We start from the raw sequence: 26,202 nt of genomic DNA, 5'->3' as shown, positions 1-26,202 counted from the left end.
GCCGAGCGGGGGGGGCGGGGCACCGTGGGGGGGGGGGGGGGGTGTCGCTCCGCAATTGTGAGACTTGCTTCGCTTTTCCCGGCCGGCGGCCCCGGGCGGGGCGGGCCGACCCAGTAGTCCAGAGACGCTTGAGATTCACGGAGAAGCCGCGGCGTACTGGATCCCCCGCCTTCGCGGGGGACGACGATTGTGCGTGAGGTGAGCGTCGGGCTCACCAGCCCAGCAATTCCGGCTTGCGCGGCAGTTCGACGGTCTTGACCTTTTCGAGCTTGATCGTGCCCTTGGCCATGAGGTCGTTGAGGTCGCCGTCGGTCGCACCTGCAATCTTGGTGCGGTACAGATCGACCTTCAGCGTGCCGCGGTGGTCCTTCTCGGTCCAGGTCGAGGGATTGCAGACGCCTTCCATGCCTGACGGCACCCAATCCTTCTTTTGGTAGAAACCCTTCACGACGTTGTCGCCGGTGGCGCCGCCGTTCTTGGCGGCCCAGTCGAGCGCTTCCTTCATGTAGAGAGCCGAGCAGACGGCGGCGATGTAGTGCACGGGGCGATAGACCTTGCCGGTGGGATCGGACATCTTCGAGATCTCCATCACCGTCTTCATGCCGGGCGCATCGCCGCCCCAGCTCACCGCGGTGCGCAGCGGGAAGATCACGCCATCGGCGGCATCGCCCGCGGTCTTGGCGGCGTTCTCGTCCATGCCCCAGACATTGCCCATGAACTGGATGTCGACGCCGGCGGTCTTGCAGGCCTTCATCACAGAGATGTTGGAAGCGGCGGTGTTGCCGAGATAGGCGTAGTTGGCGCCCGAGGATTTCAGACTCAGGCACTGCGCACTGTAGTCACCCGGCGCGAGTGCGAATACCAGCGGCGGCAGCACCTCGAAGCCGAGTTCCTGCGCCATGGCTTCGCCGGCGGCCTTCGGTGCGTTCGGATAGGGGTGGTTGGCGCCCATGTGCACGAATTTCGGCTTGCCGGACTTGCCCTTGGCCTTCCAGTCTTCGGTGGCCCACATCAGCATCGCGCGCAGCGAGTCCGAATAGCTCGGGCCGTAGAAGAAATTGTATGGCGCGGGCTTGGCCTTGCCGCTGACGCCTTCGGGGTCGGTGAGTGCCGCAGCATAGGAGCCGGAGAGGTCGGGGATCTTGTCCTGGGCGAGGAAACCGGTCAGGGCCTCGGTGTCCGCCGTGCCCCAGCCCATGATCGCGGCGACCTTGCTGTCGGGCGCCGACCACTTCTTGTAGAGCGCGATCGCGCGCGGCACCTGGTAGCCATAGTCGTTGGTGTCGACGTTGATTTGCTTTCCGCCCACACCGCCGTTCTTGTTGACCCAGGCAAAAGTATCGGCGACGGCCTGGCCGTAGGGCGTGCCGACGTCGGACGTGCCGCCGGAATAATCGGCGAGATGCCCGATCGCGATCTGCGCCTGCGCGCTTGCCGAGAATGCGGCGATGGCCAATGCCAGCGATGCGGTGCTCAATAAGGATTTTGTCTTCATTGGTTGTCTCCTCCTGTTTATTTGTTGGTTAGAGAGTTGCCGTGCTCAATGCGAGAACGGGTAGAGTTTCCAGTACGCCTTGATCTGCCGCCAGCGATGGGCGAGCCCGTCCGGCTCGAACATCAGGAACGCGATGATGATCACCCCGATCGCGATCTCGCGCAGGAAGGTGATGTTGGTGTTGAGCGACAGCGCCTTGTCGATCGCGCCGCCCTTCAGGGCAACGCTGAGGAATTCCATCGTCTCAGGCAGCAGCACCACGAAGGCGGTGCCCATCAGCGTGCCCATGATCGAACCGGTGCCGCCGATGATGATCATGGCGAGGAACAGGATCGAGCGTTCGATGCCAAAGCCTTCCTGGGAGACCACGAGCTGGTAGTGCGCATAGAGCGCGCCGGCGATGCCGGCGAAGAAGGCGGCGAGGCCAAATGACAGCGTGCGGTATTTGGTGAGATTGATGCCCATGATCTCCGCCGAGAGATAATGGTCGCGGATCGCCACCAGCGCGCGGCCGTCGCGCGTGCGCATCAGATTGGTGACGAGAACGTAGCTTGCGATCACATAGGCGAGCACGACATAGAAATACTGCCTGTCGCCGCGCAGCGTGTATCCGAAGAGCGAGAACGGGTTGGCGCTCGCCGGCACCGAGCCGCCGGTGAACCACTCCGCGCGGGAGAAGAAGTCGAGCAGGATGTATTGTGCCGCGAGCGTCGCGATGACGAGGTAGAGCCCCTTCAGTCGCGCCGCCGGGATGCCGAAGATCAGCCCGACCAGCGCAGTGACGACGCCCGCGAGGGGGATCGCGAAGAACACCGGGATCGATGCGTTGTTGGAGATGTAGGCCGAGGTGAAGGCGCCGAGCAGGAAGAAGGCGGCGTGGCCGATCGAAATCTGGCCTGTGAAGCCGACCAGGATGTTGAGGCCAAGCGCGGCGATCGAGAAGATGCCGATCTGGATCAGGATGCTGAGCCAGTAGCCACCAAGGAATTGCGGCACGAGGCAGAGCAGCACCACGCCGACGATCGCAAAGTTGCGGCTGGTGGTGGTCGGGAAGATCGTGGTGTCCGCCGCGTAAGAAGTGCGGAAATCACCAGCAGGGATGAGGGCGGGGCCGGCCATGGATCAGATCCGTTCGATGTCGTGGGTGCCGAACAGGCCGTAGGGCTTGATCATCAGCACGATGATGAGGACGTAGAACGGCGCGATCTCGTAGAGATTGCCCCAGTGCAGATACTCGCTGTCGACATATTGCGCGATGTTCTCGAGTAGCCCGATGATGATGCCGCCGAGCACGGCGCCGCCGACGGAATCGAGCCCGCCGAGGATCGCCGCCGGAAACACTTTTATGCCGTAGGCGGCAAGGCCCGAGGATACGCCGTTCACGACCGCGACCACGACGCCTGCCACGGCCGACACCGTTGCCGAGATCGCCCAGGCCATCGCGAACACGCTTTTCACGGAAATGCCGAGCGACTGCGCCACCTGCTGGTTGAATGCGGTGGCGCGCATCGCAAGGCCGTACTTTGACGCGCGAAAGAACCAGGCCATGCCGATCATCATCGCGACCGAGACCACGAGGCTCATGACATAGACGGTCTGGATCTGGAGTCCGAACAGACTGACGGACTGGCTCTCGAACACGCGCGGGAACGGCTGCGGATTGACCCCGAACATCCACTTCAGCGTCGCCTGCAGTACGGTGGAGAGGCCGATCGTCACCATGATGACGGAGATGATGGGCTCGCCGATCATCGGCCGCAGGATCAGGACCTGCACCGCGATGCCGAACACGAACATGAACACCAGCGTCAGCGGCATGCCGATCCAGAACGGCACCTGGTATTTCGCGAGCAAGGTCCAGCACACCCAGGCGCCGACCAGCAAGAGCTCGCCCTGCGCGAAATTGACGACCTGTGTCGCCTTGTAGATCAGCACGAACGACATCGCGACCACGCCATAGAGCGTGCCGACCACGAGGCCATTGACGAGGAGCTGAATGAGGAAGGCGGTGTTCATGCCGATGTCCGCGCAAAATGCAGAAGCGATGATGGTGCACCCTCTCCCCTTGCGGGAGAGGGTGGCTTCGCGAAGCGAAGCCGGGTGAGGGGTTGTCTCCGCAGTGACGGTGCGGAGAGAGGACCCCTCACCCGCGTGAGGGTGTGGTTGGCGGCGGTGATGCCCTCTCCCGCAAGGGAAGAGGGCGCATCGACTGGCCGCGCGTTCTCCCGAAGCGACCTCACTCCGCGGCCTCCGCCAAATGCTCCGGTCGACCCAGATCCACCACTCGCAGCGTCGTCCGGACCCTCTGCGTGGTACCGTCCTGGAAGCGGATCATGGTGTCGACGGGGATGTCGGCGTCGCCGCGGTAGATCGCGTCGATGATGGCTTCGTATTTCTCGTTGATGACGCTGCGGCGCACTTTTCGCGTGCGGGTGAGCTCGCCGTCGTCGGCGTCGAGCTCCTTGTAGAGCAGGAGGAAGCGCGAGATGCGCTGCGCCGGCGGCAGTGTGACGTTGACGGTCTCAACCTCCTTGCGGAGCAGCGCATAGACCTCGGGTCGCGAGGCGAGATCGCTGTAGGTCGTGAACGAAAGCCGGTTCTTCTCCGCCCATTTCGAGATGATGGAGTAGCGGATGCAGATCATCGCCGCGAGCGCGTCGCGGCCTGCCCCTAACACCACCGCTTCCGCGATGTAGGGCGAGAATTTCAGCTTGTTCTCGATGAACTGCGGCGAGAAGCGCTCGCCGCGCGAGGTTTCGGCGAGATCCTTGATCCGGTCGATGACCACGAGCTGCTTGTTGTCGTTGAAATAGCCGGCGTCACCGGACAGCATCCAGCCTTCCCGGATGTCGGCGACGCTCGCCTCCGGGTTCTTGTAGTAACCGAGGAACATGTGGGGATGCCGCACCACGATCTCGCCGACGCCGTGAACGTCGGCGTTGTCGATGCGGATCTCGACACTGTCGGCCATCGGCACGCCCGTCGTGTCAGGATCGACTTTGCCCTCGGGATGCAGCGTGTAGGCGCCGAGCAATTCCGTCTGGCCGTAGAGCGTGCGCAGCGGCACGCCCATGGCCTGGAAGAACTTGAAAGTCTCGGGGCCGAGTGCTGCGCCGCCAGTCGCGGCCGACCGCAGGCGAGTGAAGCCGAGGCGGTCGCGCAGTGCGCGGAACAGGATCGCGTCGGCAAAGCCCGAACGCTTGCCGTCTGCGAGCGCAGCGAGACCCGACTTCATGCCGATGTCGAACAGGCGCTGCTTGAAGGGCGTCGCGTCCATTACCTTGGCGCGCACGTCCGCAGCGATCGATTCCCAGACGCGTGGCGCGAAGAGCACGAATGTCGGCGCGATCTCGCGCAGATCGTTCATCATGGTATCGGGCTCTTCGACGAAGTTGATCTTCATTCGGCACAAGAGGCCTTTGCCGAGCACATAGACCTGCTCCATGATCCAGGGCAGCGGCAGCACAGAGACGTATTCGTCGTCCGGTCCTTTCGGGTCAAAGGCGAGATAGGTCGCGCAATGACCGAGCACGCGACCGGCGGCGAGCATCGCAAGTTTTGGATGGGAGGTGGTGCCTGACGTCGTGCAGAGGATCGCGACGTCCTCGCCTTTGGTCGCGTCGACCAGGCGGTCGTAAAGCTCAGGCTCGCGCGTGGCCCGGGCACGGCCGAGCTCGGCAAACTTCTCCGCGGACATCAAGCGCGGATCGTCATATTTCCGCATGCCGCGCGGGTCGGAATAGATGATGTGCTTCAGCCTCGGCACGCGTTCGGCCAGCGTAAGCAGCTTGTCGACCTGTTCCTCGTCCTCGGCGAAGACGAGCTGGGCTTCGCCATAGTTGAGGAGATAGGAGGCCTCTTCGTCCAGCACATCGCGATAGAGCCCGAGGCTCAATCCCCCGATCGCATGAGCCGCCACTTCCGCGGCGACCCAGTCCGGCCGGTTGTCGCCGATGATGCCGATGACATCCTCGCGCCCCAGGCCCAATTCGACCAGACCGAGCGCGAAATCGCGCACCCGCGTCTGATAGTCATTCCAGGTGAAGGGGCGCCACAGCCCGAGATCCTTCTCGCGCAATGCGATCTCGTTACCGTACTCCTTCGCGTTGAGCCGGAGCATCTTCGGATAGGTGTCGGCCTGCGCGACGCGGCCCACGTAATCCATCATGCCGCGCTCTCCTGCGCCGGCGGTGCATCGTCGGGATCGACCAGCACCTCGTCCTCTTCGCCGAGATAGGCGCGCCTGACGTGGGGATCGGCGAGCACGGCGGCCGGATCGCCTTCGGCGATCTTGCGGCCGAAATCCAGCACCATGACGCGGTGGGAGATGTCCATCACCACGCCCATGTCGTGCTCGATCATCACCACGGTCATCCCGAACTCCTCGTTGAGGTCGACGATGTAGCGGGCCATGTCCTCCTTCTCTTCGAAGTTCATGCCGGCCATCGGCTCGTCGAGGAGAATGAGGCGCGGCTGCAGTGCCATGGCGCGGGCGAGCTCGACGCGCTTGCGCAGGCCGTAGGAGAGGGTGCCGGCCGGCGCTTTTCGCACCGATTGGAGGTCGAGGAAGTCGATGATCTCCTCGACCTTGCGGCGGTGCTCGAGTTCTTCCTTGCGCGCGCCGGTGAGCCAGTACAGCGAGCCCGTGAGGAAATTGTTCTTCAGCAGGTGATGGCGGCCGACCATGATGTTGTCGAGCACGCTCATGTGGTGGAACAGCGCCAGGTTCTGGAAGGTGCGGCCGATGCCGAGCGAAGCGCGCGCGTTGGGCGTCAGGCCGGTGATGTCGCGGCCCTGATAGAACAGCTGGCCTTCGGTCGGCTTGTAGCGGCCGGAAATACAGTTCACGATCGAGGTCTTGCCGGCGCCGTTGGGGCCGATGATCGAGAACAGCTCGCCATCCCTGATGGCGAAGCCGACATCGGTCAGCGCACGGACGCCGCCGAATCGCAAGGACACGCCGCGCACTTCGAGACTGGTAGCCACCAAACAAATCCCTCCCGGTGATGGCGCATTCAGGGGCGCTCTTCGTCCGTTTCTCTTCGGCGATCCTAGTACGGCTGTGCCGGTGAGGCCATGCAGCAGATGGTCTCGACCGGAGCCGCGCCACTCTCGTTCCCGTTGGGATCAAAAGCCGCATCGTCCGAGGTGGTCCTCAATAGGGGAAAGCGCTATTTTGAAATGTCTCCCGCCTGACAATTCTGCGACAAAGTTTTCGGGCGGTAGCAGCCTCCGTCTTTCGTCGGATGGTGGTCGAAGCGGCCATGCTGCAATGCAGCAGAACAAGGAGTGGCGAACGGTGCGGCTGGCTTCGGGATCATGATTTCAGAGGATCAACTGAAGCGCGTCGCTGCCTGGGCGCGCGAGCTCACAGAAAGGGAGATCGAGGTCGCGCGTGCCGGGATCACGGAGCGGTTCTACGGCACCGGCGAGACCGTGTTCATGCGCGGCGACACGTTCGACTATTGGGCCGGCATGGTTTTTGGGCTTGCCCGGATGGGCGGGGTCTCGCGCGACGGCAAGGAGACGAGCCTTGCCGGGCTGACGGCAGGGGCATGGTTCGGCGAAGGCAGCGTGCTGAAGAACGAGCCGCGCCGCTATGACGTGGTCGCGCTGCGCAACAGCCGCGTCGCACTGATGGAACGTAGCGCCTTCATGTGGCTGTTCGAGAACAGCGTTGGCTTCAACCGTTTCCTGGTGCGCCAGCTCAACGAGCGGCTCGGCCAGTTCATCGGCATGCTCGAGGTCAATCGCACGCTGGATGCCACCGCGCGGCTTGCCCGCAGTATCGCGTCGCTGTTCAATCCGATCCTCTATCCGGAATCGACCGCGCATCTGGAGATCACCCAGGAGGAGATCGGCGCGCTCTCCGGAATGTCCCGTCAGAATGCCAATCGCGCGCTGAACCGGTTGGAGAAGGAGGGCTTGCTCCGGCTGGAATATGGCGGCGTCACCATTCTCGATATCGAGCGGTTGCGCGGTTACGGGGACTAGCGCCCATTGGCAGGAGCGTGCACCGGCCAGAGGTCGGCGCGCCAGCGGATTGCGATCGCCAGCATTGCGATGAATCCTGAGGCGGCATAGAGCGAACCCGTCGCCGAATAGCCGATGACGTCGATCAGGCTGCCGGCTGCGAGCAGTCCGATCGGCAGGCCGTAGATCACCATCATGCGCACGCCCATGACGCGGCCGCGCAGATGCGCACTCGCCGTCCGCATCAGAATCACGGCAGCTGAAATCATCGACATGCTCTGGGCGATGCCGGCGAGGACGAGGCAGGCCATCGCCACGGGCATGGTTCTGATCTCGACGAACACCAGGAGCATGGCGTACCAGGCCAGCGTCGCGCCGATCAGAAGCCGGGCAATGCGCACTCCGCCGACGAGGCTGAGCGTGATGGAGCCGATCAGCGAGCCGACGGCGAAGCTCGCCGAGAGATAGCCGAGGCCAGTCTGGTCGGTATGAAAGATGTCCCGCGCGATGTAGGGCAGCAATCCGCCGGTGAAGGGAAATGCGGTGAGATTGGCCAGAAAGGCGACGCACAGCGCTGCGCGCATCCCCGGGCCATTCCAGGCGTAGACGATCCCTTCCTTCAAATCGCCCAGCAATCTCGAAACGGCGCGGCCGTTCGCCGGGAGATCAGTTGTGACAACTGTTTTTTCCGGCCGGGTCAGGCAGAGCATGAGAAGCGCTGCCACAAAATAGAGACAGGCGATCGCCACATAAACGAGGCCAATGCCGAGGACGGCGAACAGCCCGGCGCCCGTCAACGCGCCGGCGATGCGCGCGCTGTCCTGGGTCGTGCGCGCAACGCTGATGGCGCCCACCAGTTGCTCGGCCGGCATGATCTCGGCAAGCAGCGCGCCGCGAACGCCGAGATCGGAGGGGCGGATCAGGCCCATGATCGCGACGATGATCATGACGCTCAGCGGCGACAGATGACCGGTCAGGGCCAGAGCCATGATGGTCGACGAAAGCACCGTATAGGCAAGGCGCATTACGACCAGGAGATCGCGATGACCCATGCGGTCGCCGATCATGCCGAGCACCGGTGCGACGAGCGTTCCGACGAATTGCAGCGACGCAAGCACGGTGAGCAGCAACACCGAGCCGGTCTCGATCAGAATGTACCAACCGAGCACGAGAGTCTCGACCTCGAACGCCCAGGAGGTGAGCAGATCGGATGGCCATTGGAAGCGGTAGTTGCGGATGCGAAACGGCGCGAGCGCGGAGGGTCGTGCGGCTGTGCTCAAGGCGCGATGGCGCGTATCACGGCGATTCCCTTGCCTTGTTGCTTCTTCTTGCTGTTCGGCAACCTAGCGCTGGCGATGCTCGTGTCAATCGGCGCCGCCGCAGGCCGGCCCCGCGCTCGGCTCCTACGTCGCCGCGGGTCTCGGCTTCCGCTCCGCCAGCGCCGCGGCCATCGCCGAGATCAGCGGCCGCATGAAATAAGCTTCATCCGCGGGCGAGACGTCGGTGCGCAGGCCATGCGCGGCGAGTTCGCCTGAGACAGCAGGTCCCACCGAGGCGATCAAAGTGCGCTCGAAACCTGCGCGCAGCTTCGCCTCGCTGCCATGCGCCTTCGCGGCTTCGATCAGGCGGCGCACTTGGCCAAGATTGGTCAGCGCAATCGAATCGATTCGCCCCTCGACCATGTCGTCGATCGCGGTGACGATGTTCGCATCCGCTGCCTTTGAGTCGTAGGCATAAGGCAGCACGGCATCGACAACGGCGCCTTGCGCGGCAAGCGCGCCGGTCAGCGCGCTGTGGTCCTTGTCAGGATAGAGCTGGAGGCCGAGGCGATGCCCCTTCAGGTCGAGCTTGCCGAGCATCTCGATCACGCCTTCGGTGGTCGGCTTCTCCGTGGTCTGCTGCGCTTCGAGTCCGACTTCGCGCAGTGCCTTGCCGGGCTTCGGGCCACGGGTGAATTTTCGCGCCTTGCCGAGCGCCGCGACAAAGGCTTGGTCGAGCCCGCGCGCGACGGCGAGTTTCATGATCCGGCGCAGGCCTTCGCCGGTCATCAGGACGAGGTCGTCGAACGGCTTGTCGATGGCACGGCGGATCCAGGCCTCGACCGGGGCGGGGTCGGGTGCATCCTGGATGGTGAACATCGGGCACTGCACGACCTCGGCGCCTTGCTCGGCCAGCAGCTTCGAGAACTGCGCCTCCTCGCGCGTTTCCAGGATCAGGATGCGGTAACCGTTCAAGCGGTCGGCCATCGGCGTACTCCGGTCAGTCAAAGCAATGGTACATTCAGCCTGATTCCTCGCATTATGTTCATTCAAGTCTTGGGATTGGCGCAAGGGTGGGGTCGGTGATAGAGCAGGGCGCAAATCGCGGGTCGTCTCGCAGCCGCTGCCCAAACCTTCATCAAGGCCCATGCCCGATCATCAATATGTCCTGACCCTGTCCTGTCCGGATCGTCCCGGCATCGTCTCGGCGGTGTCGACCTTCCTGGCCCATAACGGACAGAACATTCTCGACGCCCAGCAGTTCGACGACATCGAGACCAAGAAGTTCTTCATGCGGGTGGTGTTCACCGCCGCCGATCTTGCCGTGGAGCTGTCGGCGCTCCAGACCGGCTTTGCCGCGATTGCCGAGCGTTTCGGCATGGAATGGCAGATGCGCGACCGTGCGGCGCATCGCAAGGTGATGCTGCTGGTGTCCAAGTCCGACCACTGCCTGGTCGACATCCTCTATCGTTGGCGCACCGGCGAGCTGCCGATGAATTTGGCCGCAATCGTTTCCAACCATCCGCGCGAGGTCTATGACGGGCTCGATTTCGGCGGGGTTCCCTTCCACTATCTGCCTGTTACGAAAGAGACCAAGCGCGAGCAGGAGGCGCAGATCCTCGACCTCGTCGCCAAGACCGGGGCCGATCTCGTCGTGCTCGCCCGCTACATGCAGATATTGTCGGACGATCTCTCGGCAAATCTGTCGGGACGCTGCATCAACATCCACCACTCGTTCCTGCCGGGTTTCAAGGGCGCAAAACCCTATCACCAGGCCCATGAGCGCGGCGTCAAGCTGATCGGCGCCACCGCGCATTACGTCACACGCGATCTCGACGAGGGCCCGATCATCGACCAGGACGTCGAGCGCATCAGCCATCGCGATACGCCGGAGGATCTCGTCCGCAAGGGCCGCGACATCGAGCGTCGCGTGCTGGCGCGTGCGATCCGCTACCACCTCGACGACCGCGTCATCCCCAACGGTCGCAAGACCGTGGTGTTTATGGATTGATGTTGCTTCACCTCGCCCGCAGCGAGGCGAGGGAGCGCACCGACCTAGCGTACTGCGCCTGCCGACGTAGACCCCGTCGCGCCTTTCTGCGCCTGCTCTTCCTTTTCGCGATCGGCCGCCGGCAACAGCCGCTTACGCTCGCGCTCCTTCATGTAGGCATCGTATTGCGGCGTGCCGGCCCGCGGCGGTGCATCGGCCGGCAGACCGCCGGCCCATTGTGGGACGTAGTCGCCCATGCCGGACGAGAGCTTTTCGTTGACGGTGCCGCAGCCAGATAGCCCCGCGGCGAGTGCGAGGAGGATCAGGAGGGAACGAAAAGACTTGGGCATTGTACCGGCACGCGCGAGGTCAGTCATTTTGGACGCCAGGGCTGGCGCCGTGAGAGTAGCCTTCAACAAGGTAAAAGAGACTTATTCGAGGTAGGTAATTAGCTACCGAAGAATGCCGATTCAGGCCACGAAGACCTTCAAAATTCTGCAAATGAAAGACGAAATCCTCCATCCACCCGGCTGGCTGCGTTTGTAGACTCCGGCAAGGGCTCGCGGCAAAGTGGCTTGATCAGCGAGGGGGCTTTTTCGTTGACAGGTCCATTTTATTTGTACAATCGTACAAATGATGGCGACCGCAATCGCGATGCCCGGGTTACCCCGACGTAACTCCGACATCGCTTTCGGATGTCGGCAATCGGAAGGCTCGGCTTGCGCCGAATGGTCGCCAAACGTCCGATTGACAATAAGGGCGCGAAAGACGCCTTGTGGCGCGCGACATCACGCGTGCGTGACCTAAACTTAGCGCAAGGACCCGGCACTCGGTCCGGCGCACAAGAGATCAGGAATGAAGGGGAGGGACATCTGATGTTCGAACGCAAACAATTGTCTCATAAGGCTGTTTGGGCCGCAGCAGTGGCCGCCATCGCCGGCCTTGCTGCCGTCGCTCCGGCCAAGGCCGAGGACAGCGTCAAGGTCGGCCTGATCCTGCCGATGACCGGCGGCCAGGCCTCGACCGGCAAGCAGATCGAGAACGCGATCAAGCTCTACATGCAGCAGAACGGCGACACCGTCGCCGGCAAGAAGATCGAGATCATCCTCAGGGACGACGGCGCGGTGCCGGACAAGACCAAGACGGCCGCGCAGGAACTGATCGTCAACGACAAGGTCAATTTCATCGCCGGCTTTGGCGTGACGCCGGCCGCGCTCGCTGCGGCTCCGCTCGCGACGCAGGCCAAGATCCCGGAAGTCGTGATGGCGGCCGGCACCTCCATCATCACCGAGCGCTCGCCCTATATCGTGCGCACCAGCTTCACGCTGGCGCAGTCCTCCACCATCATCGCCGACTGGGCGGTGAAGAACGGCATCAAGAAGGTGGCGACGCTGACCTCGGACTATGCGCCGGGCAATGACGCGCTCAACTTCTTCAAGCAGAACTTCACCGCCGGCGGCGGCGAGGTGGTCGAAGAGGTGAAGACGCCGCTTGCCAATCCCGATTTCGCACCGTTCCTCCAGCGCATGAAGGACGCAAAACCCGACGCGATCTTCGTGTTCGTGCCGGCCGGCCAGGGCGGCAACTTCATGAAGCAGTATGCCGAGCGTGGGCTCGACAAGGCCGGCATCAAGGTGATCGGACCGGGCGACGTCACCGACGACGACCTCCTCAACAACATGGGCGACGCCGTGCTGGGCACGGTCACCGCGCACCTCTATTCGGCGGCGCATCCCTCGCAGATGAACAAGGATTTCGTCGCGGCCTACAAGAAGGCGTACGGAAACCGGCCGGGCTTCATGGCGGTGAGCGGCTATGACGGCATTCACCTGATCTACGAAGCGCTGAAGAAGACCAACGGCGACACCGACGGCACCAAGCTGGTCGAAGCCATGAAGGGCCAGAAGTGGGAGAGCCCGCGCGGCCCGATCTCGATCGACCCCGAGACCCGCGACATCGTGCAGAACATCTACATCCGCAAGGTCGAGAAGGTCGACGGCGAGCTCTACAACGTAGAGTTCGCGACCTTCGAGGCTGTCAAGGATCTCGGTAAGACCAAGAAGTGACGCGCGAAAGCGCGTCATCCCGGAGCCCGCCTCCGGTGTCTGCGTCATGCCCGGGCATGTCCCGGGCATCCACGCAAAGCCGGGAAAACCAGGCAGAACGTGGATGGCCGGGACAAGCCCGGCCACGACGCCCAAGTCCAAGCTGAGACGATGACCTCTATCCTCACCAACCTGTTCGATGGCGTTGCCTACGGCATGCTGCTGTTCGTGCTCGCTTGCGGGCTTGCGGTCACGCTCGGCCTGATGAACTTCGTCAACCTCGCCCACGGCGCCTTCGCCATGGCCGGCGGCTATGTCTGCATGGTGCTGGTCAACCGGATGGGCTGGCCGTTCTTCGCCGCACTTCCGCTTGCCTTCGTCTCCGCTGCTGCGATCGGCATCGTGCTCGAGCGCACGCTATACCGACACCTCTATGCGCGCAGCCATCTCGACCAGGTGCTGTTCACCATTGGTCTTACCTTCATGTCGGTCGCGGCTGTCGATTACATCCAGGGCTCGTCGCGGGTCTTCATCAACCTGCCGGCCGCGCTCCAAGGCCAGTTCGACGTGTTCGGCGTCGGCATCGGTCGCTACCGCCTGATGATCATCGTGATCTGCGGGCTGCTCACCATCGGTCTCCAGATGGTGCTGGCCAAGACCCGGTTCGGCAGCCGCCTGCGCGCCGCGGTCGATGATCCCCGCGCCGCGAGCGGCCTCGGCATCAACGTGCCGCAGGTGTTCGCCTTTACATTTGCCTTCGGTTGCGGCCTCGCCGGCCTCGGCGGCGCGCTGAGCGCCGAGATCCTCGGCCTCGACCCGTATTTCCCGCTGAAGTTCATGATCTACTTCCTGATCGTGGTCACCGTCGGCGGCTCGTCCTCGATCACCGGCCCGTTTCTGGCCTCGCTCCTGCTCGGCATCGGCGACGTCGCCGGCAAATATTACGTGCCGAAGATGGGTCCTTTCGTGATCTACACCATGATGATCGTGATCCTGATCTGGCGCCCGAACGGTCTGTTCGGCCGCACGGCCGCGCGTTGAGTTCGCCGATGAGCGCCTCCTCCGACGTCGGCTATCACGCCCAGCGCCAGGCACGCTGGCACTATGGCGAGGCCGCCTTCTGGCTGATCGTGCTGGCCTGCGGCTTCGCATTTCCCACGCGCTATTTGATCATGACCGACATCCTGAGGCTGGCGCTGTTTGCGATGTCGCTCGACCTCGTCCTCGGCTACGCCGGCATCGTCTCGCTCGGCCATGCCGCCTTCTTCGGCGTTGGCGCCTATGCGGCGGGGCTTCTTGCGCTGCACGGGATCGTCAACGAGCCCGTGCTTGCGCTTGTCGTCGCCGGCCTTGTCGCGATGGTGCTCGGCTTTGCCACCAGCTTCCTGGTGATCCGCGGCGTCGACCTGACGCGGCTGATGGTGACGCTCGGCATCGCGCTGCTGCTTGAGGCGCTGGCCGAACGCTTCTCCAACATCACCGGCGGCACCGATGGGCTGCAAGGCATCGAGATGCAGCCGATCTTCGGCGAAATCCCGTTCGACATGTTCGGCAAGACCGGATTTTTCTATTCGCTCGCCGTTCTGTTCCTGTTGTTCCTGTTCGCCCGCCGCGTCGTGCATTCCCCGTTCGGCCTGTCATTGCGGGCGATCAAGAACAATCCGTTGCGCGCTGCCGCCATCGGCATCCCCGTCAACCGCCGCCTGATCGCGATCTACACGCTCGCGGCGTTCTATGCCGGCATCGCCGGCGCGCTGTTCACCCAGACCACCGCGATCGCCTCGCTCGATGTGTTCGCCTTCGAGCGCTCGGCGGACCTGATGCTGGTGCTCGTGATCGGCGGCACCGGCTATCTTTATGGCGGGCTGGTTGGCGCGGTGCTGTTCCGCATGCTCCAGGAGTTGTTCTCCACCATCACCCCGCAATACTGGCAGTTCTGGATCGGCCTGGTGCTGGTCGTGATCGTCCTGATCGGCCGTCAGCGCCTGCATCGCTGGGTGCTGTATTTGCCGAACCTGGTCATCAAACAGATTGCCGGGCGCAAGGCCGTGGTTGCCGTGCCGGAGAGCGACGCATGACCATCGCGCTCGAAACCCAAAATCTCGAAAAGCAGTTCGGCGGGCTGCGCGTCACCCGCGACTTGTCGCTAAAAATCGAACAAGGCGCCCGCCATGCGCTGATCGGTCCGAACGGCGCCGGCAAGACCACGGTCATCAACCAGCTCACCGGCGTGCTCAAGCCGAACTCTGGCCGCATTCTGCTTGAAGGCCAGGACATCACCGATATTCCCGTGCACAAGCGCGTGTTGCGCGGCCTGTCGCGCACCTTCCAGATCAACCAGCTCTATCCCGACCTGACGCCGCTCGAGACCATCGGTCTCGCGGTTTCCGAGCGCCTCGGCCATGGCGGCGACTGGTGGCGGCGGATGGGCACGCGCAGCGACGTCAACGGCGAGATCGCCGACCTCCTGACGCGCTTCCATCTGCTCGACGTCATGAACGAACAGACCGTGACGCTTCCTTACGGCAAGCAGCGCCTGCTCGAGATCGCGGTCGCGATCGCGGGCAAGCCGCGCGTGCTGCTGCTGGACGAGCCTGCCGCCGGCGTGCCCGAGAGCGAGCGCCACGACATTCTCGCCGTCGTAGGCAGCCTGCCGCGCGACGTCACCGTGCTCCTGATCGAGCACGACATGGACCTTGTCTTCTCCTTTGCCGACCGCATCTCGGTGCTGGTCTCGGGCGCGCTGCTCACCGAAGGCCCGCCCGAGCAGGTCGCGCGCGACCCGCAGGTCAAGGCGGTCTATCTCGGCGAGGAGGCGGTCAATGTCTGACCTGCTCGCGATCGATTCGCTTCGCGCCGGCTACGGCGAAGCGGTGGTGCTGCCGAACATGTCCCTGCGTCTCGCCGAGGGCCAGGTGCTGGCGCTGTTGGGGCGCAACGGCACCGGCAAGACCACGCTGATCAATTCGATCGTCGGCGTGACCCGGCGCTTCTCCGGCACTGTCGAGCTGGCCGGCGCTGACGTCACGACCTTGCGGCCCGACCAGCGGGCGCGCGCCGGCATCGGCTGGGTGCCGCAGGAGCGCAATATCTTTCGCTCGCTCACGGTAGAAGAAAACATGACCGCGGTGGCCCAGCCCGGTTCCTGGACCGTCGAGAGGGTCTACGAGATGTTCCCGCGGCTGAAGGAGCGGCGGAGCAATTTTGGCAACCAGCTCTCCGGTGGCGAGCAGCAGATGCTGGCGATTGGCCGCGCACTGACCCTCAATCCGAAGGTCCTTCTCCTGGACGAGCCGACCGAGGGCCTTGCCCCCATCATCGTCGAGGAGCTGTTAAAGGCGATCGGCGCCATCACTCGGGCGGGCGGCATCTGCTCGATCATCGTCGAGCAGAATGCCCAAAAGATTCTGGGGCTGGCCGACCGCGTTGTGATATTGGAGCGCGGAACGATCGTCCACGACGCCCCGAGCGCCGCGCTGAAGGCCGACCCGTCGGTGCTGGAGCGCCACCTCGGCGTCGCAGGGGCGGCGGCGGCCCACTAGAAATTCGGGAGAGACAAGAAATGCAGCGAACCAAAGCCCCCTTCCGCGCCGACGAGGTCGGCAGCCTCCTGCGCCCGGCCAAGATCAAGGAAGCCCGCGCCAGGCTCGAGAAGGGCGAGATCTCGGCCGATGATCTGCGCAAGATCGAGGACATGGAGATCGAGAAGGTCGTGCACAAGCAGGCCTCGGTCGGCTTGAAGCTCGCAACCGACGGCGAATTCCGCCGCTCCTGGTGGCATTTCGACTTCCTGGCCAAGCTCACCGGCTGCGAAATGTTCCACCCCGACACGGGCATCCAGTTCGCGGGCGTCGAGACGCGGCACGACGCGGTGCGGGTGATCGGCAAGCTCGACTTTCCCGATGACCATCCGATGCTGGACCATTTCCGCTTCCTGAAGAAGGTCGCCGATCAGGCTCACGTCACCGCCAAGATGACGATTCCGTCGCCGGCGGTGCTGCACTTCCGCGGCGGCCGCAAGGCGATCTCCAAGGACGTCTATCCCGATCTCGACGCCTTCTACGAGGACCTCGGCAAGACCTACCGCAAGGCCGTGAAGGCGTTCTACGACGCCGGCTGCCGCTATCTCCAGTTCGACGACACCGTGTGGGCCTATCTCTGCTCGCAGGACGAATTGCAGAAGGCACGCGAGCGCGGCGACAATCCCGAGGGTCTCCAGCAGATCTATGCGCGCATCATCAACTACGCGCTGGCCGAGAAGCCGGCCGACATGGTGGTAACGACCCATGTCTGCCGCGGCAATTTCCGCTCGACCTGGATTTCTTCAGGCGGCTACGAGCCCGTGGCGGAGACCATGCTCGCCGGCACAAATTACGACGGTTACTTCCTGGAATACGACAGCGACCGCGCCGGTGGCTTCGAGCCGCTGCGCTTCCTGCCCAAGGGCAACAAGGTCGTCGTGGTCGGTGTCATCACCTCGAAATTCGGCGAGCTCGAAAACAAGGACGCCATCAAGCGCCGTCTGGAAGAAGCCGCCAAGTTCGTGCCGCTTGAGCAGCTTGCGCTCTCCCCGCAGTGCGGTTTTGCGTCGACGGAAGAGGGCAACGTCCTCTCCGAAGAAGAGCAGTGGGCCAAGCTCGGCCTTGCGGTGGAGATCGCAAAGGAAGTGTGGGGCAACTGACAGGTTGGTGCGACGCTAGCGTCGCTCGTGTCTCGGAGGCGCTGCAACGCTTTAGCGTTGCTGCGCAGAGCCGGGACCCAGAAGGCCACGAACTGCATCGCGGAGACATGGGCCCCGGCTCTGCAGCGCACCGCTGAAGAGGCGCTGCGCTGCGTCCGGGCCACGAGAATATCTCACTTCTCCGCCAGATAAACCTCGCCCAGCAGGGACGAGTTCGACCACGGCACCTGCTTGTTCTTCGTGCTCGAGACCACCTCGGCCCGCACCCGCGTCAGCATCTGCTGCACTTCCAGGCCGGGCGTGCCGAGATGGCGGGAGAGCGCGGCGGAGAACGGCGAGTTGGCGCCTTCGCCGTCGAGCGCGACCTGGCCCGGTGCGGTGGCGAAAGCGATCAGCGTGCCCGCGCCGAGCGTCGCGCCGGTCCCCAGGCTGGTTGGCGCTGCGAGGCCCGACGCCCCCTCGATGGCGCGGTTGGTGCCGGCCGATGCGACCCGTTGTGCCATCGGATTATTGCGGCAGGCATCGAAGATCAGAATGTTGGTGCGGACCTGGTCGTCGAGGCCGGCCATGATCGTGTCCATGTCGATCATCGCGTCCGTCATGCTCGCGCCCGGCTTGAGTTCGACGTCGACCGGAATGAGATAGTTGCGGCCGTCGACCTGCACGCCGTGGCCGGCATAATAAACCACCACCACCTGCGCCCGCGCCGCCTCCCGCAAAAAATCGCGCGTCATCCTCTGCATCGTTGCGCGGTCGAGATCGACGCCTTCCGACACGGTGAAGCCGATGTCGCGCAGTCTCTTCGCGACGGCGCGTGCGTCGTTGGGCGGATTGGGCAGTGCCTTGACATGCGCATAGGCGCCGTTGCCGATGATCAGCGCCATGCGCGTGCCGCGAGTGTCCGGAGCAGGTGAGGGGGCTGTGTTCGTTTGCTGAGGAGCCGGTGCCTGTGCCGGGTGCGTCACTGCTGACGGGGCATCGCGCGGGATCGGCGCGCTTGCGTCCGTGACCAGCGACAGCCGCACCTTTGCGGTGGCCTGGTTGGCCTTGCTGCCGGCATCGGATGCCACGATCGCCAGCGTCGCCTTGTAGTCGTCTCGCGCGTGCGCGTAGTCGCCTTTGGCCTCGTAGGCGAGCGCGCGATGGGTGTAGCCCGAGATCAGCACGCTGTTCGGCGGCGTCATGATGTTGACGGGCGGCTTTTCCTTCGCGAGCCGGATCGCTTCGCTGCCGTCGGCAATCGCGCGATCGTAATCGCCTCTGACACGCCAGATGGCGGTCCGGTTAATCAGCGGCTGCGGCAGCGTCGGGTCGAGCCGGATCGCCTGGTTGATATCGGCGAGCGCGCCGTCGAGGTCCCCGAGCGCCTCCTTGGAGATGCCGCGGTTCTGGTACGAGAATGCCGATTTTGGATTGGTCGTGATCGACAGGTCGTAGTCGGCGATCGCCTTGGCGTAATCGCCTTTGCCGCGCCAGGCATTGCCGCGATTGTGGAAGATGGTGCCATCAGGCGGGCCGAGCTTCAGCGCATCGTCGAAATCGGCGACCGCGATCTCGTAGTCGCCTTTGTCGTAATACGCCGAGCCGCGCAGGTTGTGGAGTGCCTGGTTCGGCTGGAGCCGGATCGCTTCCGTGGCGTCAGTGATGACCTTGGCGTAATCGCCCTTCTTGTTCCAGCCTACCGCGCGCCAGAAGTAGACTGTCGCGAGCTGCTCGCCTTTGAACACCTTCAGCGCAATGATCCTGGTGCAGGCGTCGATCATCTGATCCGCCGGCGTGGTGTCGGTAGTGCAGAGCGGCCCAAGCTGGCTGCGCGCCTGCGCAAAAGCGGGCGCCGACCACAGGGTTGCGGCGAGCAGGCAGAACGCGACGAGCAGGCGACGCATTGGTGGTGGTCCCGTTGAGGAGAGGCGTCTGTTTGTTGTTCGGCGGGGCGCCGTGGTTCACGGCCTCGCCGTTGTGCACACGGCAAACGGAAGGCGGCTCGATCCCCTATTCCCTCGGTGGGCAGATTTTGCTAGGAGGCAATACCCAACCCTTCTGCCCACCGCGTCCCACTCCATGAAGAACGACGAAATCCTGAGCCAAATCACCGAGTTCTGCCGCAAGGCGGACATGGCGGAGTCGACGTTCGGCCGGCGCGCGGTGAACGATGGGAAGCTCGTGCACCGCTTGCGCGAGGGCAAGCGTATTACCATCGACACGCTGGACCGGATCCAGGCCTATATGGCCGCATCGATGGCCGGCGGCGTGCCGCCCCCGCGGGGGCTTCAGGTGCCGCCGGAAAAGCGCGATCCGCGCGGCAATTTCCGCTTTTTCGAAAACCGCCAGAAATACCTGCTGTTCGTCCACACTTGCAGTGAGAAGCGGGTGGTCGCCGAGCGCGTGGCGCTGGAGCTTGCCAGCATCCATCCGCGGCCCCCGGCGCTGCGCGTGTTCGACGCCGGCGTGGGCGACGGCACGGTGCTGGCGCGCGTGCTGCGCTCGATGCATCAGCGCTTTCCGCACATGCCGTTCTATGTCGCCGGCAAGGAGCTCAGCCTCGAAGACCTCCGTCTGACGCTGGAGAAGGTGCCGGATCGCATTTTCGAGCATCCGGCGTCGGTGTTCGTCTTTACCAACATGTTCTACTCCGAGGCGCCCTGGCTCACGCCGGCATCGCCCGCGGCGGCCGCCGCGACGGTCTGGCACGAGGTTCCCTTGCGGGGGGCTTCCTCGGGCGAGTTCGAGACCCAGATCGCGGAGCTGAAGCCGTTTTTGGAGCAGAATTGGCGCGCGGCGGTCAGCCCGCGCACGGGCATGCCGCTATATGAGCGGCCTGTCGTTCTGGTGCTTTACCGCGAAGACCAGCGGTTTCTGCTCGATTCGACCATTCCGCGGCCAGGCCAGACCGAGGCCAATTTCGACCTCGTTATTGCATCCCAGCCATACCGCGCGCTGTCCTCGGTCAATTTTCGGGCAAAACGGATCATTGCGCCCCTGGCGCGGGCCTTGCGGGCAGGCGGCCGCCTGATCGGAATTCACTCCCACGGCCAGGATCCGGGCATGGAAATGATCCAGGCGATCTGGCCCGGAGAAAATCCTTTCTCAGTGAGCCGTCATGAGCTATTGCGCGCAGCGAAGTACGAGCTCGGCTCGGTGGGCCGCGACTTAAATTTTAATGCTTATGCGGATAACCGCTCGATCTTCAGGTATGATATGGAAGCTCTGCCCAACGAGGTGACAGGCACTATCGGCACCTCGACGGCCTTTGCAGCGTGGAATGCGGCAGTGTACGTCGCCCAGATCGAGGACGACCGGTTGACAGAAATGACTCAAAACGGCCGCACTCTGGATGCCGCCAGGGACGTGCTGCGAAAGTACAATGGGCTCTGGTTTCTCGACGAATCCTACGTCATCTCGCGCCGGCGTGATTGACATCATCCAAAGCTAAATATCGCAACGTCCGCCAGCTAGCAGCGGAACAAGGGGTTACTGATGCGCGCGTCCTATCTCTTCACCAGCGAGTCCGTGTCCGAAGGCCATCCGGACAAGGTGTGCGACCGGATCTCCGACGAGATCGTCGATCTGTTCTACCGCGAAGGACCGAAGGCAGGCATCGATCCCTGGCAAATTCGTGCCGCCTGCGAAACGCTCGCGACCACCAACAAGGTCGTGATCGCCGGCGAGACCCGCGGTCCCGCATCCGTCACCAACGAGCAGATCGAAGGCGTCGTCCGCGCCGCGATCAAGGACATCGGCTACGAGCAGGACGGCTTCCACTGGAACACCGCTGACATCGAGATCCTCTTGCATCCGCAGTCCGCCGACATCGCGCAGGGCGTCGATGCGCTGCAGCCGGGCGAGGTCAAGGAAGAGGGCGCGGGCGACCAGGGCATCATGTTCGGCTACGCCACCAACGAGACGCCCGACCTGATGCCGGCGCCGATCTTCTACGCCCACAAGATCCTCCGCCTCATCTCCGAAGCGCGCCACTCCGGCCGCGAGAAGGTGCTGGGCCCTGACTCCAAGAGCCAGGTCACCGTGCAGTACGAGAACGGCAAGCCGGTCGGCGTGCGCGAGATCGTGGTGTCGCATCAGCATCTCGTCGAGGACATCTCGTCCAAGCAAATTCGCGACATCGTCGAGCCCTACGTGCGCGAGGCGCTGCCGAAGGATTGGATCACGGCGAAAACCATCTGGCACATCAACCCGACCGGCAAGTTCTACATCGGCGGTCCCGACGGCGATTCCGGCCTGACCGGCCGCAAGATCATCGTCGACACCTACGGTGGTGCGGCCCCGCACGGCGGCGGCGCGTTCTCCGGCAAGGATCCGACCAAGGTCGACCGCTCCGCGGCTTACGCTGCCCGCTACGTTGCCAAGAACATCGTCGCGGCCGGTCTCGCCGATCGCTGCACGCTGCAGCTCGCTTACGCCATCGGCGTGGCGCGCCCGCTGTCGATCTACATCGACACCCACGGCACCGGTAAGGTGTCGGAGGACCAGCTCGAGAAGGCCGCCGCCAAGGCGATGGATCTCACCCCGCGCGGCATCCGCAGCCATCTCGATCTCAACCGCCCGATCTATGCGCGCACCTCCGCCTACGGCCATTTCGGCCGCACGCCCGACAACGAGGGCGGCTTCTCCTGGGAGAAGACCGATCTCGTCGAAGCGCTCAAGCGCGCCGTCTGATCACCGACGTCATTTCCGGGGCGCCGCGACAGCGGCGAACCCGGAACCTTATCCATTGTATCGAGATTCCGGGTTTGTCTCTTCGAGGGCGACCCGGAATGACCAATTCAACAACAGGACCTCCGCTATGAATGCGAAGCCCGGCTTCACCGACTACATCGTCAAGGACCTTTCGCTCGCCGATTTCGGCCGCAAGGAACTCTCGCTGGCCGAGACCGAGATGCCCGGCCTGATGGCCACGCGGGAAGAATACGGCCCGAAGCAGCCGCTGAAGGGCGCACGCATCGCCGGCTCGCTGCATATGACGATCCAGACTGGCGTGCTGATCGAGACGCTGGCCGCACTCGGCGCCGACATCCGCTGGGTCTCCTGCAACATCTATTCGACGCAAGACCACGCCGCGGCTGCGATCGCGGCCGCCGGCATTCCGGTGTTCGCGGTCAAGGGCGAGAGTCTTACCGAATACTGGGACTACACCGCCAAGCTGTTCGACTGGCACGGCGGCGGTCACCCGAACATGATCCTCGACGACGGCGGCGACGCCACCATGTACGTCCATCTCGGTTTGCGCGCCGAGAACGGCGACACCAAGTTCCTGGACAACCCGGGTTCGGAAGAAGAGGAAGTATTCTTCGCGCTTCTGAAGAAGCAGCTCAAGGAAAAGCCAAAGGGCTACTTCGCCGGGATCGCCAAGAGCATCAAGGGCGTTTCCGAAGAAACCACCACGGGCGTGCATCGTCTCTATGACATGCAAAAGGCGGGCACACTGCTGTGGCCTGCCATCAACGTCAACGACAGCGTCACCAAATCGAAGTTCGACAACCTCTATGGCTGCCGTGAATCGCTGGTCGATGGCATCCGCCGCGGCACCGACGTGATGATGTCGGGCAAGGTCGCGATGGTCGCGGGCTTCGGCGACGTTGGCAAGGGTTCGGCCGCTTCGCTGCGCCAGGCCGGCTGCCGCGTGCTGGTCTCGGAAGTCGATCCGATCTGCGCGCTCCAGGCTGCGATGGAAGGCTACGAAGTCGTGACCATGGAAGACGCCGCCCCCCGCGCCGACATCTTCGTCACCGCGACCGGCAACAAGGACATCATCACCATCGAGCACATGCGCGCGATGAAGGATCGCGCCATCGTCTGCAACATCGGCCACTTCGACAACGAGATCCAAATCGCGGGTCTGCGCAACTTGAAGTGGACCAACGTCAAGCCGCAGGTCGACGAGATCGAATTTCCCGACAAGCACCGCATCATCATGCTGTCGGAAGGCCGCCTGGTGAATCTCGGCAACGCCATGGGCCATCCCTCGTTCGTGATGTCGGCCTCCTTCACCAACCAGACGCTGGCGCAGATCGAGCTTTTCGCCAACAACAAGGACGGCAAGTACAAGAAGGAAGTCTACGTGCTGCCGAAATCGCTCGACGAAAAGGTCGCGCGCCTGCACCTCGCCAAGATCGGCGTCAAGCTCACCGAACTGCGCAAGGACCAGGCCGACTACATCGGCGTGAAGCAGGAAGGTCCGTACAAGTCGGACCACTACCGGTACTGATCCGCTGATCTGACTGATCATCGAGGCGAAGTCCCGGAGCAATCCGGGGCTTCGTTGTTTTGAACGCAACGCGCGCGCCTCTCGTCGTGGCTGTGTCGGGAGATGATTGCGAGTTGACGCGCAGCGCCCGCGAGCGGACAATCCTCGGCTGCGGGGAAACGATGCAAGACCATTTCGATGTGCTGATCGTCGGTGCCGGCCTGTCCGGCATCGGCGCCGGCTATCATCTTCAGACCAAATGCCCGGGCAAGCGCTACGTCATCCTCGAGGGGCGCGACTGCATCGGCGGCACCTGGGACCTGTTTCGCTATCCCGGCGTCCGCTCCGACAGCGACATGTTCACGCTCGGCTATTCCTTCAAGCCGTGGACCGACCCGAAGGCGATCGCCGACGGGTCGCAGATCCTGAATTACGTGCGCGAAACCGCAGCCGAGAACGGCATCGAGAAGCACATTCGCTTCCGCCATCGTGTCAAGCGTGCGGCGTGGTCGACGAGTGAGGCGCGCTGGACGATCGAGGTCGAGCGCATCACGGGCGAGGGCGCGACCGAAACCGTGCGCTTCACCTGCAATTTTCTGTTCATGTGCTCGGGCTATTACAAATACGAGGCGGGCTACACGCCGGAGTTTTCGGGCGTCGCGGATTTCGCCGGGCGCATCGTGCATCCGCAGAAATGGACCGACGACATCGACTGCGCGGGCAAGCGCGTCGTCGTGATCGGCTCGGGCGCGACCGCGGTGACGCTGGTGCCGGAGCTCGCCAAGACGGCTGCGCAGGTCACGATGCTCCAGCGCTCGCCGACCTATGTGGTGTCGCGTCCGGCGCAGGATCCCGTCGCCAACAAATTGCGCCGCAATCTGCCGACGCGCCTTGCCTATCATCTGATCCGATGGCGCAACGTGATGTGGGGGATGTTCTTCTTCCAGCTCAGCCGCCGCCGTCCTGCGAAGGTGAAGGAGCTGGTTCTCAAGGGCGTACAGATGGCCCTCGGATCCGACTACGACGTCGCGACCCATTTCACGCCGCGCTACAATCCCTGGGACCAGCGGCTCTGCCTCGTGCCGGATGGCGATCTGTTCAAGGCGATCCGCGAGCAGCGCGCCTCCGTGGTCACCAAGGAGATCGACACGTTCATCCACGACGGCATCCGCCTGAAGGACGGCAGCGAGCTTGCGGCCGACATCGTCGTGACCGCGACGGGGCTGGTGCTCCAGGTCGTCGGCGGTCTCGACATCAGTGTCGACGGCCGCGCCGTCGATTTCGCCGATACGCTGACCTACAAGGGCATGATGTATGCCGACGTGCCGAACATGGCTTCGGCCTTCGGTTACACCAACGCATCATGGACGCTGAAATGCGACCTCACCTGCGAATATGTCTGCCGGCTCATCAATTACATGGACCGGCACAATTTCCGGCAGTGCATGCCGCATAATGACGACCCGGAGATCACCGCGCAGCCGTCGCTCGATTTTACCTCCGGTTACGTGCAGCGCTCGGTCGCGAAGATGCCGAAGCAGGGCTCGAAGCAGCCGTGGCGGCTCTACCAGAACTATGCGTTCGACATCGTCTCCTTGCGGTTCGGCCGGATCGACGACGGCGTGATGCGGTATTCCTGATCTCGCCGGCGGCCCGCAGCGCCGATCCAAATCCGGGCGATCGCCGAGATGGCCGGTGACCAGCGGGCCGACGATTGCGCCAAGGCCGTACAGCCCCCAGTAGCGGGGGCCGGCCGCGATGCCCTGGCCGAGCCCGCCCGCGACGAAATCGACGATGAAGACCATGTGCGGCACCAGGGCCACCGCGTTGAGGCCGTATTGGACCAGCAGGGCGCGGACAGCGGGCGAAGCATGGTCGTGCTTCGCGTGATGCGAAGTCGCCGCATCGGCCTTAGACTCAGCAGGCCAGCTCCACCAGCTCGCTAGCGTGAGTACAGACGAGAGCGCACCAAGCCCATACCAGCTCTGCTGCAAACCCTGCTGGAGCAGCAGCCACCAGCGAGCCCGACGCGGCGACGCCGAGCCCGACGCCCGCAAAGATCACGCCGCCGACGATGCCGCGCCGCGTGGCCGAAGTGTGCGGCAGAATGACGGAGGCCGCCAGCACCATGATGATTCCTCCGGTGAGGCCGGACAGGAAGCGCCGCCTATGCGGCCGTGGCGTCCGCCGTCGCCGGGCGTGGCGTGGCGCGGATGTATTCGTACCAGGTGGCCGAGCAGGTCGCGCGCGGCGAATTAGAGATCGTGCTGGCCGGCGACGAAGATCCGGAGATGCCCGCGCATTTGATCTGCCCGCAGGGCCGGCTCTCGGTGCCCAAAGTGCGAGCCTTCACCGACTTTGCCGTGCCCCGGCTGAAGAAGCACTTTGCGCAACTGAAGAAGAGCATCAAGGCGCGTTGAACGGCTGCGCGCTCGGCAATGCGTTGTTTCGCGTATTCGGTCACCCCGGTGAATCGGCCATGCTGGCCGAACGGTTAACGCTGGATTAACCGCGGAGTCCTAGCCTGTCTCGGCCGGGGTTACTTGCAAGGCCGAGG

The 26,202-nt window shown here is 63.8% G+C and carries 21 protein-coding genes and 2 pseudogenes; 13 read left to right on the top strand and 10 right to left on the bottom strand.

Going from position 1 to position 26,202, the window contains the following annotated elements; all coding sequences use genetic code 11:
• Positions 1-211: 211 nt before the first annotated feature.
• The 5 genes from ABIB00_RS28825 to ABIB00_RS28805 all read right to left on the bottom strand — a co-directional run bounded on the left by ABIB00_RS28825 (position 212) and on the right by ABIB00_RS28805 (position 6,481).
• Entirely contained in the window at positions 212-1,495 is a 1,284-nt protein-coding gene (locus ABIB00_RS28825; protein WP_354106673.1) for an ABC transporter substrate-binding protein, read from the bottom strand.
• A 45-nt stretch (positions 1,496-1,540) separates the two neighbouring features.
• Entirely contained in the window at positions 1,541-2,614 is a 1,074-nt protein-coding gene (locus ABIB00_RS28820; RefSeq protein WP_354106672.1) for a branched-chain amino acid ABC transporter permease, read from the bottom strand.
• Between the two features lie 3 nt (positions 2,615-2,617).
• Positions 2,618-3,511 carry a branched-chain amino acid ABC transporter permease gene (locus tag ABIB00_RS28815; RefSeq protein WP_247443650.1) on the bottom strand — a complete coding sequence of 298 codons (894 nt, stop codon included), beginning with the start codon at positions 3,509-3,511 and terminating at the stop codon, positions 2,618-2,620.
• 220 nt (positions 3,512-3,731) lie between these two features.
• Positions 3,732-5,663 carry a long-chain fatty acid--CoA ligase gene (locus ABIB00_RS28810; protein WP_247443648.1) on the bottom strand — a complete coding sequence of 644 codons (1,932 nt, stop codon included), beginning with the start codon at positions 5,661-5,663 and terminating at the stop codon, positions 3,732-3,734.
• On the bottom strand, positions 5,660-6,481 hold the full coding sequence (locus tag ABIB00_RS28805) for an ABC transporter ATP-binding protein (RefSeq protein WP_247350464.1): 822 nt from the start codon (positions 6,479-6,481) through the stop codon (positions 5,660-5,662). Before ABIB00_RS28805 ends, ABIB00_RS28810 begins: the two co-directional genes overlap by 4 nt.
• 333 nt (positions 6,482-6,814) lie before the next feature.
• On the opposite strand from ABIB00_RS28805, the gene ABIB00_RS28800 reads away from it, so the two are divergent.
• Positions 6,815-7,489 carry a Crp/Fnr family transcriptional regulator gene (locus ABIB00_RS28800; protein WP_247350462.1) on the top strand — a complete coding sequence of 225 codons (675 nt, stop codon included), beginning with the start codon at positions 6,815-6,817 and terminating at the stop codon, positions 7,487-7,489.
• Here the strand turns inward: ABIB00_RS28800 and ABIB00_RS28795 are convergent.
• Positions 7,486-8,748: an MFS transporter gene (locus ABIB00_RS28795; RefSeq protein WP_247443647.1), complete on the bottom strand. Its 1,263-nt coding sequence runs from the start codon at positions 8,746-8,748 to the stop codon at positions 7,486-7,488. The genes ABIB00_RS28800 and ABIB00_RS28795 overlap by 4 nt on opposite strands.
• 123 nt (positions 8,749-8,871) lie before the next feature.
• Positions 8,872-9,714 (bottom strand): uroporphyrinogen-III synthase, encoded by an 843-nt coding sequence (locus ABIB00_RS28790; protein ID WP_354106671.1) that lies wholly within the window; start codon positions 9,712-9,714, stop codon positions 8,872-8,874.
• A 160-nt stretch (positions 9,715-9,874) separates the two neighbouring features.
• Between ABIB00_RS28790 and purU the strand changes: the two genes are divergently transcribed.
• Entirely contained in the window at positions 9,875-10,738 is an 864-nt protein-coding gene (purU, locus tag ABIB00_RS28785) for a formyltetrahydrofolate deformylase (protein ID WP_354106670.1), read from the top strand.
• A 44-nt stretch (positions 10,739-10,782) separates the two neighbouring features.
• Here purU and ABIB00_RS28780 read toward each other — a convergent pair whose 3' ends face one another.
• Positions 10,783-11,067 carry a hypothetical protein gene (locus tag ABIB00_RS28780; protein WP_354106675.1) on the bottom strand — a complete coding sequence of 95 codons (285 nt, stop codon included), beginning with the start codon at positions 11,065-11,067 and terminating at the stop codon, positions 10,783-10,785.
• A gap of 525 nt (positions 11,068-11,592) precedes the next feature.
• Between ABIB00_RS28780 and ABIB00_RS28775 the strand changes: the two genes are divergently transcribed.
• The 6 genes from ABIB00_RS28775 to ABIB00_RS28750 all read left to right on the top strand — a co-directional run bounded on the left by ABIB00_RS28775 (position 11,593) and on the right by ABIB00_RS28750 (position 17,443).
• Positions 11,593-12,783 carry an ABC transporter substrate-binding protein gene (locus ABIB00_RS28775; RefSeq protein WP_247352155.1) on the top strand — a complete coding sequence of 397 codons (1,191 nt, stop codon included), beginning with the start codon at positions 11,593-11,595 and terminating at the stop codon, positions 12,781-12,783.
• A gap of 150 nt (positions 12,784-12,933) precedes the next feature.
• Positions 12,934-13,803, top strand: coding sequence for a branched-chain amino acid ABC transporter permease (locus tag ABIB00_RS28770; RefSeq protein ID WP_063982180.1), 870 nt, complete (start codon positions 12,934-12,936; stop codon positions 13,801-13,803).
• An 8-nt stretch (positions 13,804-13,811) separates the two neighbouring features.
• The gene (locus tag ABIB00_RS28765; protein ID WP_247443644.1) at positions 13,812-14,840 is read left to right on the top strand and encodes a branched-chain amino acid ABC transporter permease; all 1,029 of its coding nucleotides are present in this window, start codon (positions 13,812-13,814) and stop codon (positions 14,838-14,840) included.
• On the top strand, positions 14,837-15,592 hold the full coding sequence (locus ABIB00_RS28760; protein WP_247352149.1) for an ABC transporter ATP-binding protein: 756 nt from the start codon (positions 14,837-14,839) through the stop codon (positions 15,590-15,592). Before ABIB00_RS28765 ends, ABIB00_RS28760 begins: the two co-directional genes overlap by 4 nt.
• Entirely contained in the window at positions 15,585-16,304 is a 720-nt protein-coding gene (locus ABIB00_RS28755; RefSeq protein WP_354106669.1) for an ABC transporter ATP-binding protein, read from the top strand. The genes ABIB00_RS28760 and ABIB00_RS28755 overlap by 8 nt, the downstream gene beginning before the upstream one ends.
• Before the next feature lie 20 nt (positions 16,305-16,324).
• On the top strand, positions 16,325-17,443 hold the full coding sequence (locus ABIB00_RS28750) for a cobalamin-independent methionine synthase II family protein (RefSeq protein WP_247352145.1): 1,119 nt from the start codon (positions 16,325-16,327) through the stop codon (positions 17,441-17,443).
• A 173-nt stretch (positions 17,444-17,616) separates the two neighbouring features.
• Here ABIB00_RS28750 and ABIB00_RS28745 read toward each other — a convergent pair whose 3' ends face one another.
• A complete protein-coding gene (locus ABIB00_RS28745; RefSeq protein WP_354106668.1) occupies positions 17,617-19,329 on the bottom strand; it encodes a caspase family protein in 1,713 nt (570 codons plus the stop codon).
• Positions 19,330-19,504: 175 nt separating this feature from the next.
• Between ABIB00_RS28745 and ABIB00_RS28740 the strand changes: the two genes are divergently transcribed.
• The 4 genes from ABIB00_RS28740 (at position 19,505) to ABIB00_RS28725 (ending at position 25,285) form a co-directional block, all read left to right on the top strand.
• Positions 19,505-20,860, top strand: a complete 1,356-nt coding sequence (locus tag ABIB00_RS28740; protein WP_354106674.1) for a hypothetical protein — start codon at positions 19,505-19,507, stop codon at positions 20,858-20,860.
• 60 nt (positions 20,861-20,920) lie between these two features.
• Positions 20,921-22,117: a methionine adenosyltransferase gene (metK, locus tag ABIB00_RS28735; RefSeq protein WP_247352142.1), complete on the top strand. Its 1,197-nt coding sequence runs from the start codon at positions 20,921-20,923 to the stop codon at positions 22,115-22,117.
• A gap of 127 nt (positions 22,118-22,244) precedes the next feature.
• Complete coding sequence (gene ahcY, locus ABIB00_RS28730) at positions 22,245-23,666, top strand: adenosylhomocysteinase (RefSeq protein ID WP_247443641.1); 1,422 nt, start codon at positions 22,245-22,247, stop codon at positions 23,664-23,666.
• A gap of 161 nt (positions 23,667-23,827) precedes the next feature.
• Entirely contained in the window at positions 23,828-25,285 is a 1,458-nt protein-coding gene (locus tag ABIB00_RS28725; protein ID WP_354106667.1) for a flavin-containing monooxygenase, read from the top strand.
• A gap of 7 nt (positions 25,286-25,292) precedes the next feature.
• Here ABIB00_RS28725 and ABIB00_RS28720 read toward each other — a convergent pair.
• Positions 25,293-25,808 (bottom strand): annotated as a pseudogene (locus ABIB00_RS28720) (YbfB/YjiJ family MFS transporter); the annotation flags it as partial.
• On the opposite strand from ABIB00_RS28720, the pseudogene ABIB00_RS28715 reads away from it, so the two are divergent.
• Positions 25,805-26,065 (top strand): annotated as a pseudogene (locus ABIB00_RS28715) (LysR substrate-binding domain-containing protein); the annotation flags it as partial. The pseudogenes ABIB00_RS28720 and ABIB00_RS28715 overlap by 4 nt on opposite strands.
• Between the last annotated feature and the right edge of the window lie 137 nt (positions 26,066-26,202).

Source organism: Bradyrhizobium sp. LB14.3 (genome assembly GCF_040547985.1).
Lineage (GTDB): Bacteria > Pseudomonadota > Alphaproteobacteria > Rhizobiales > Xanthobacteraceae > Bradyrhizobium.
This window is presented reverse-complemented; position numbering and strand designations above follow the sequence as displayed.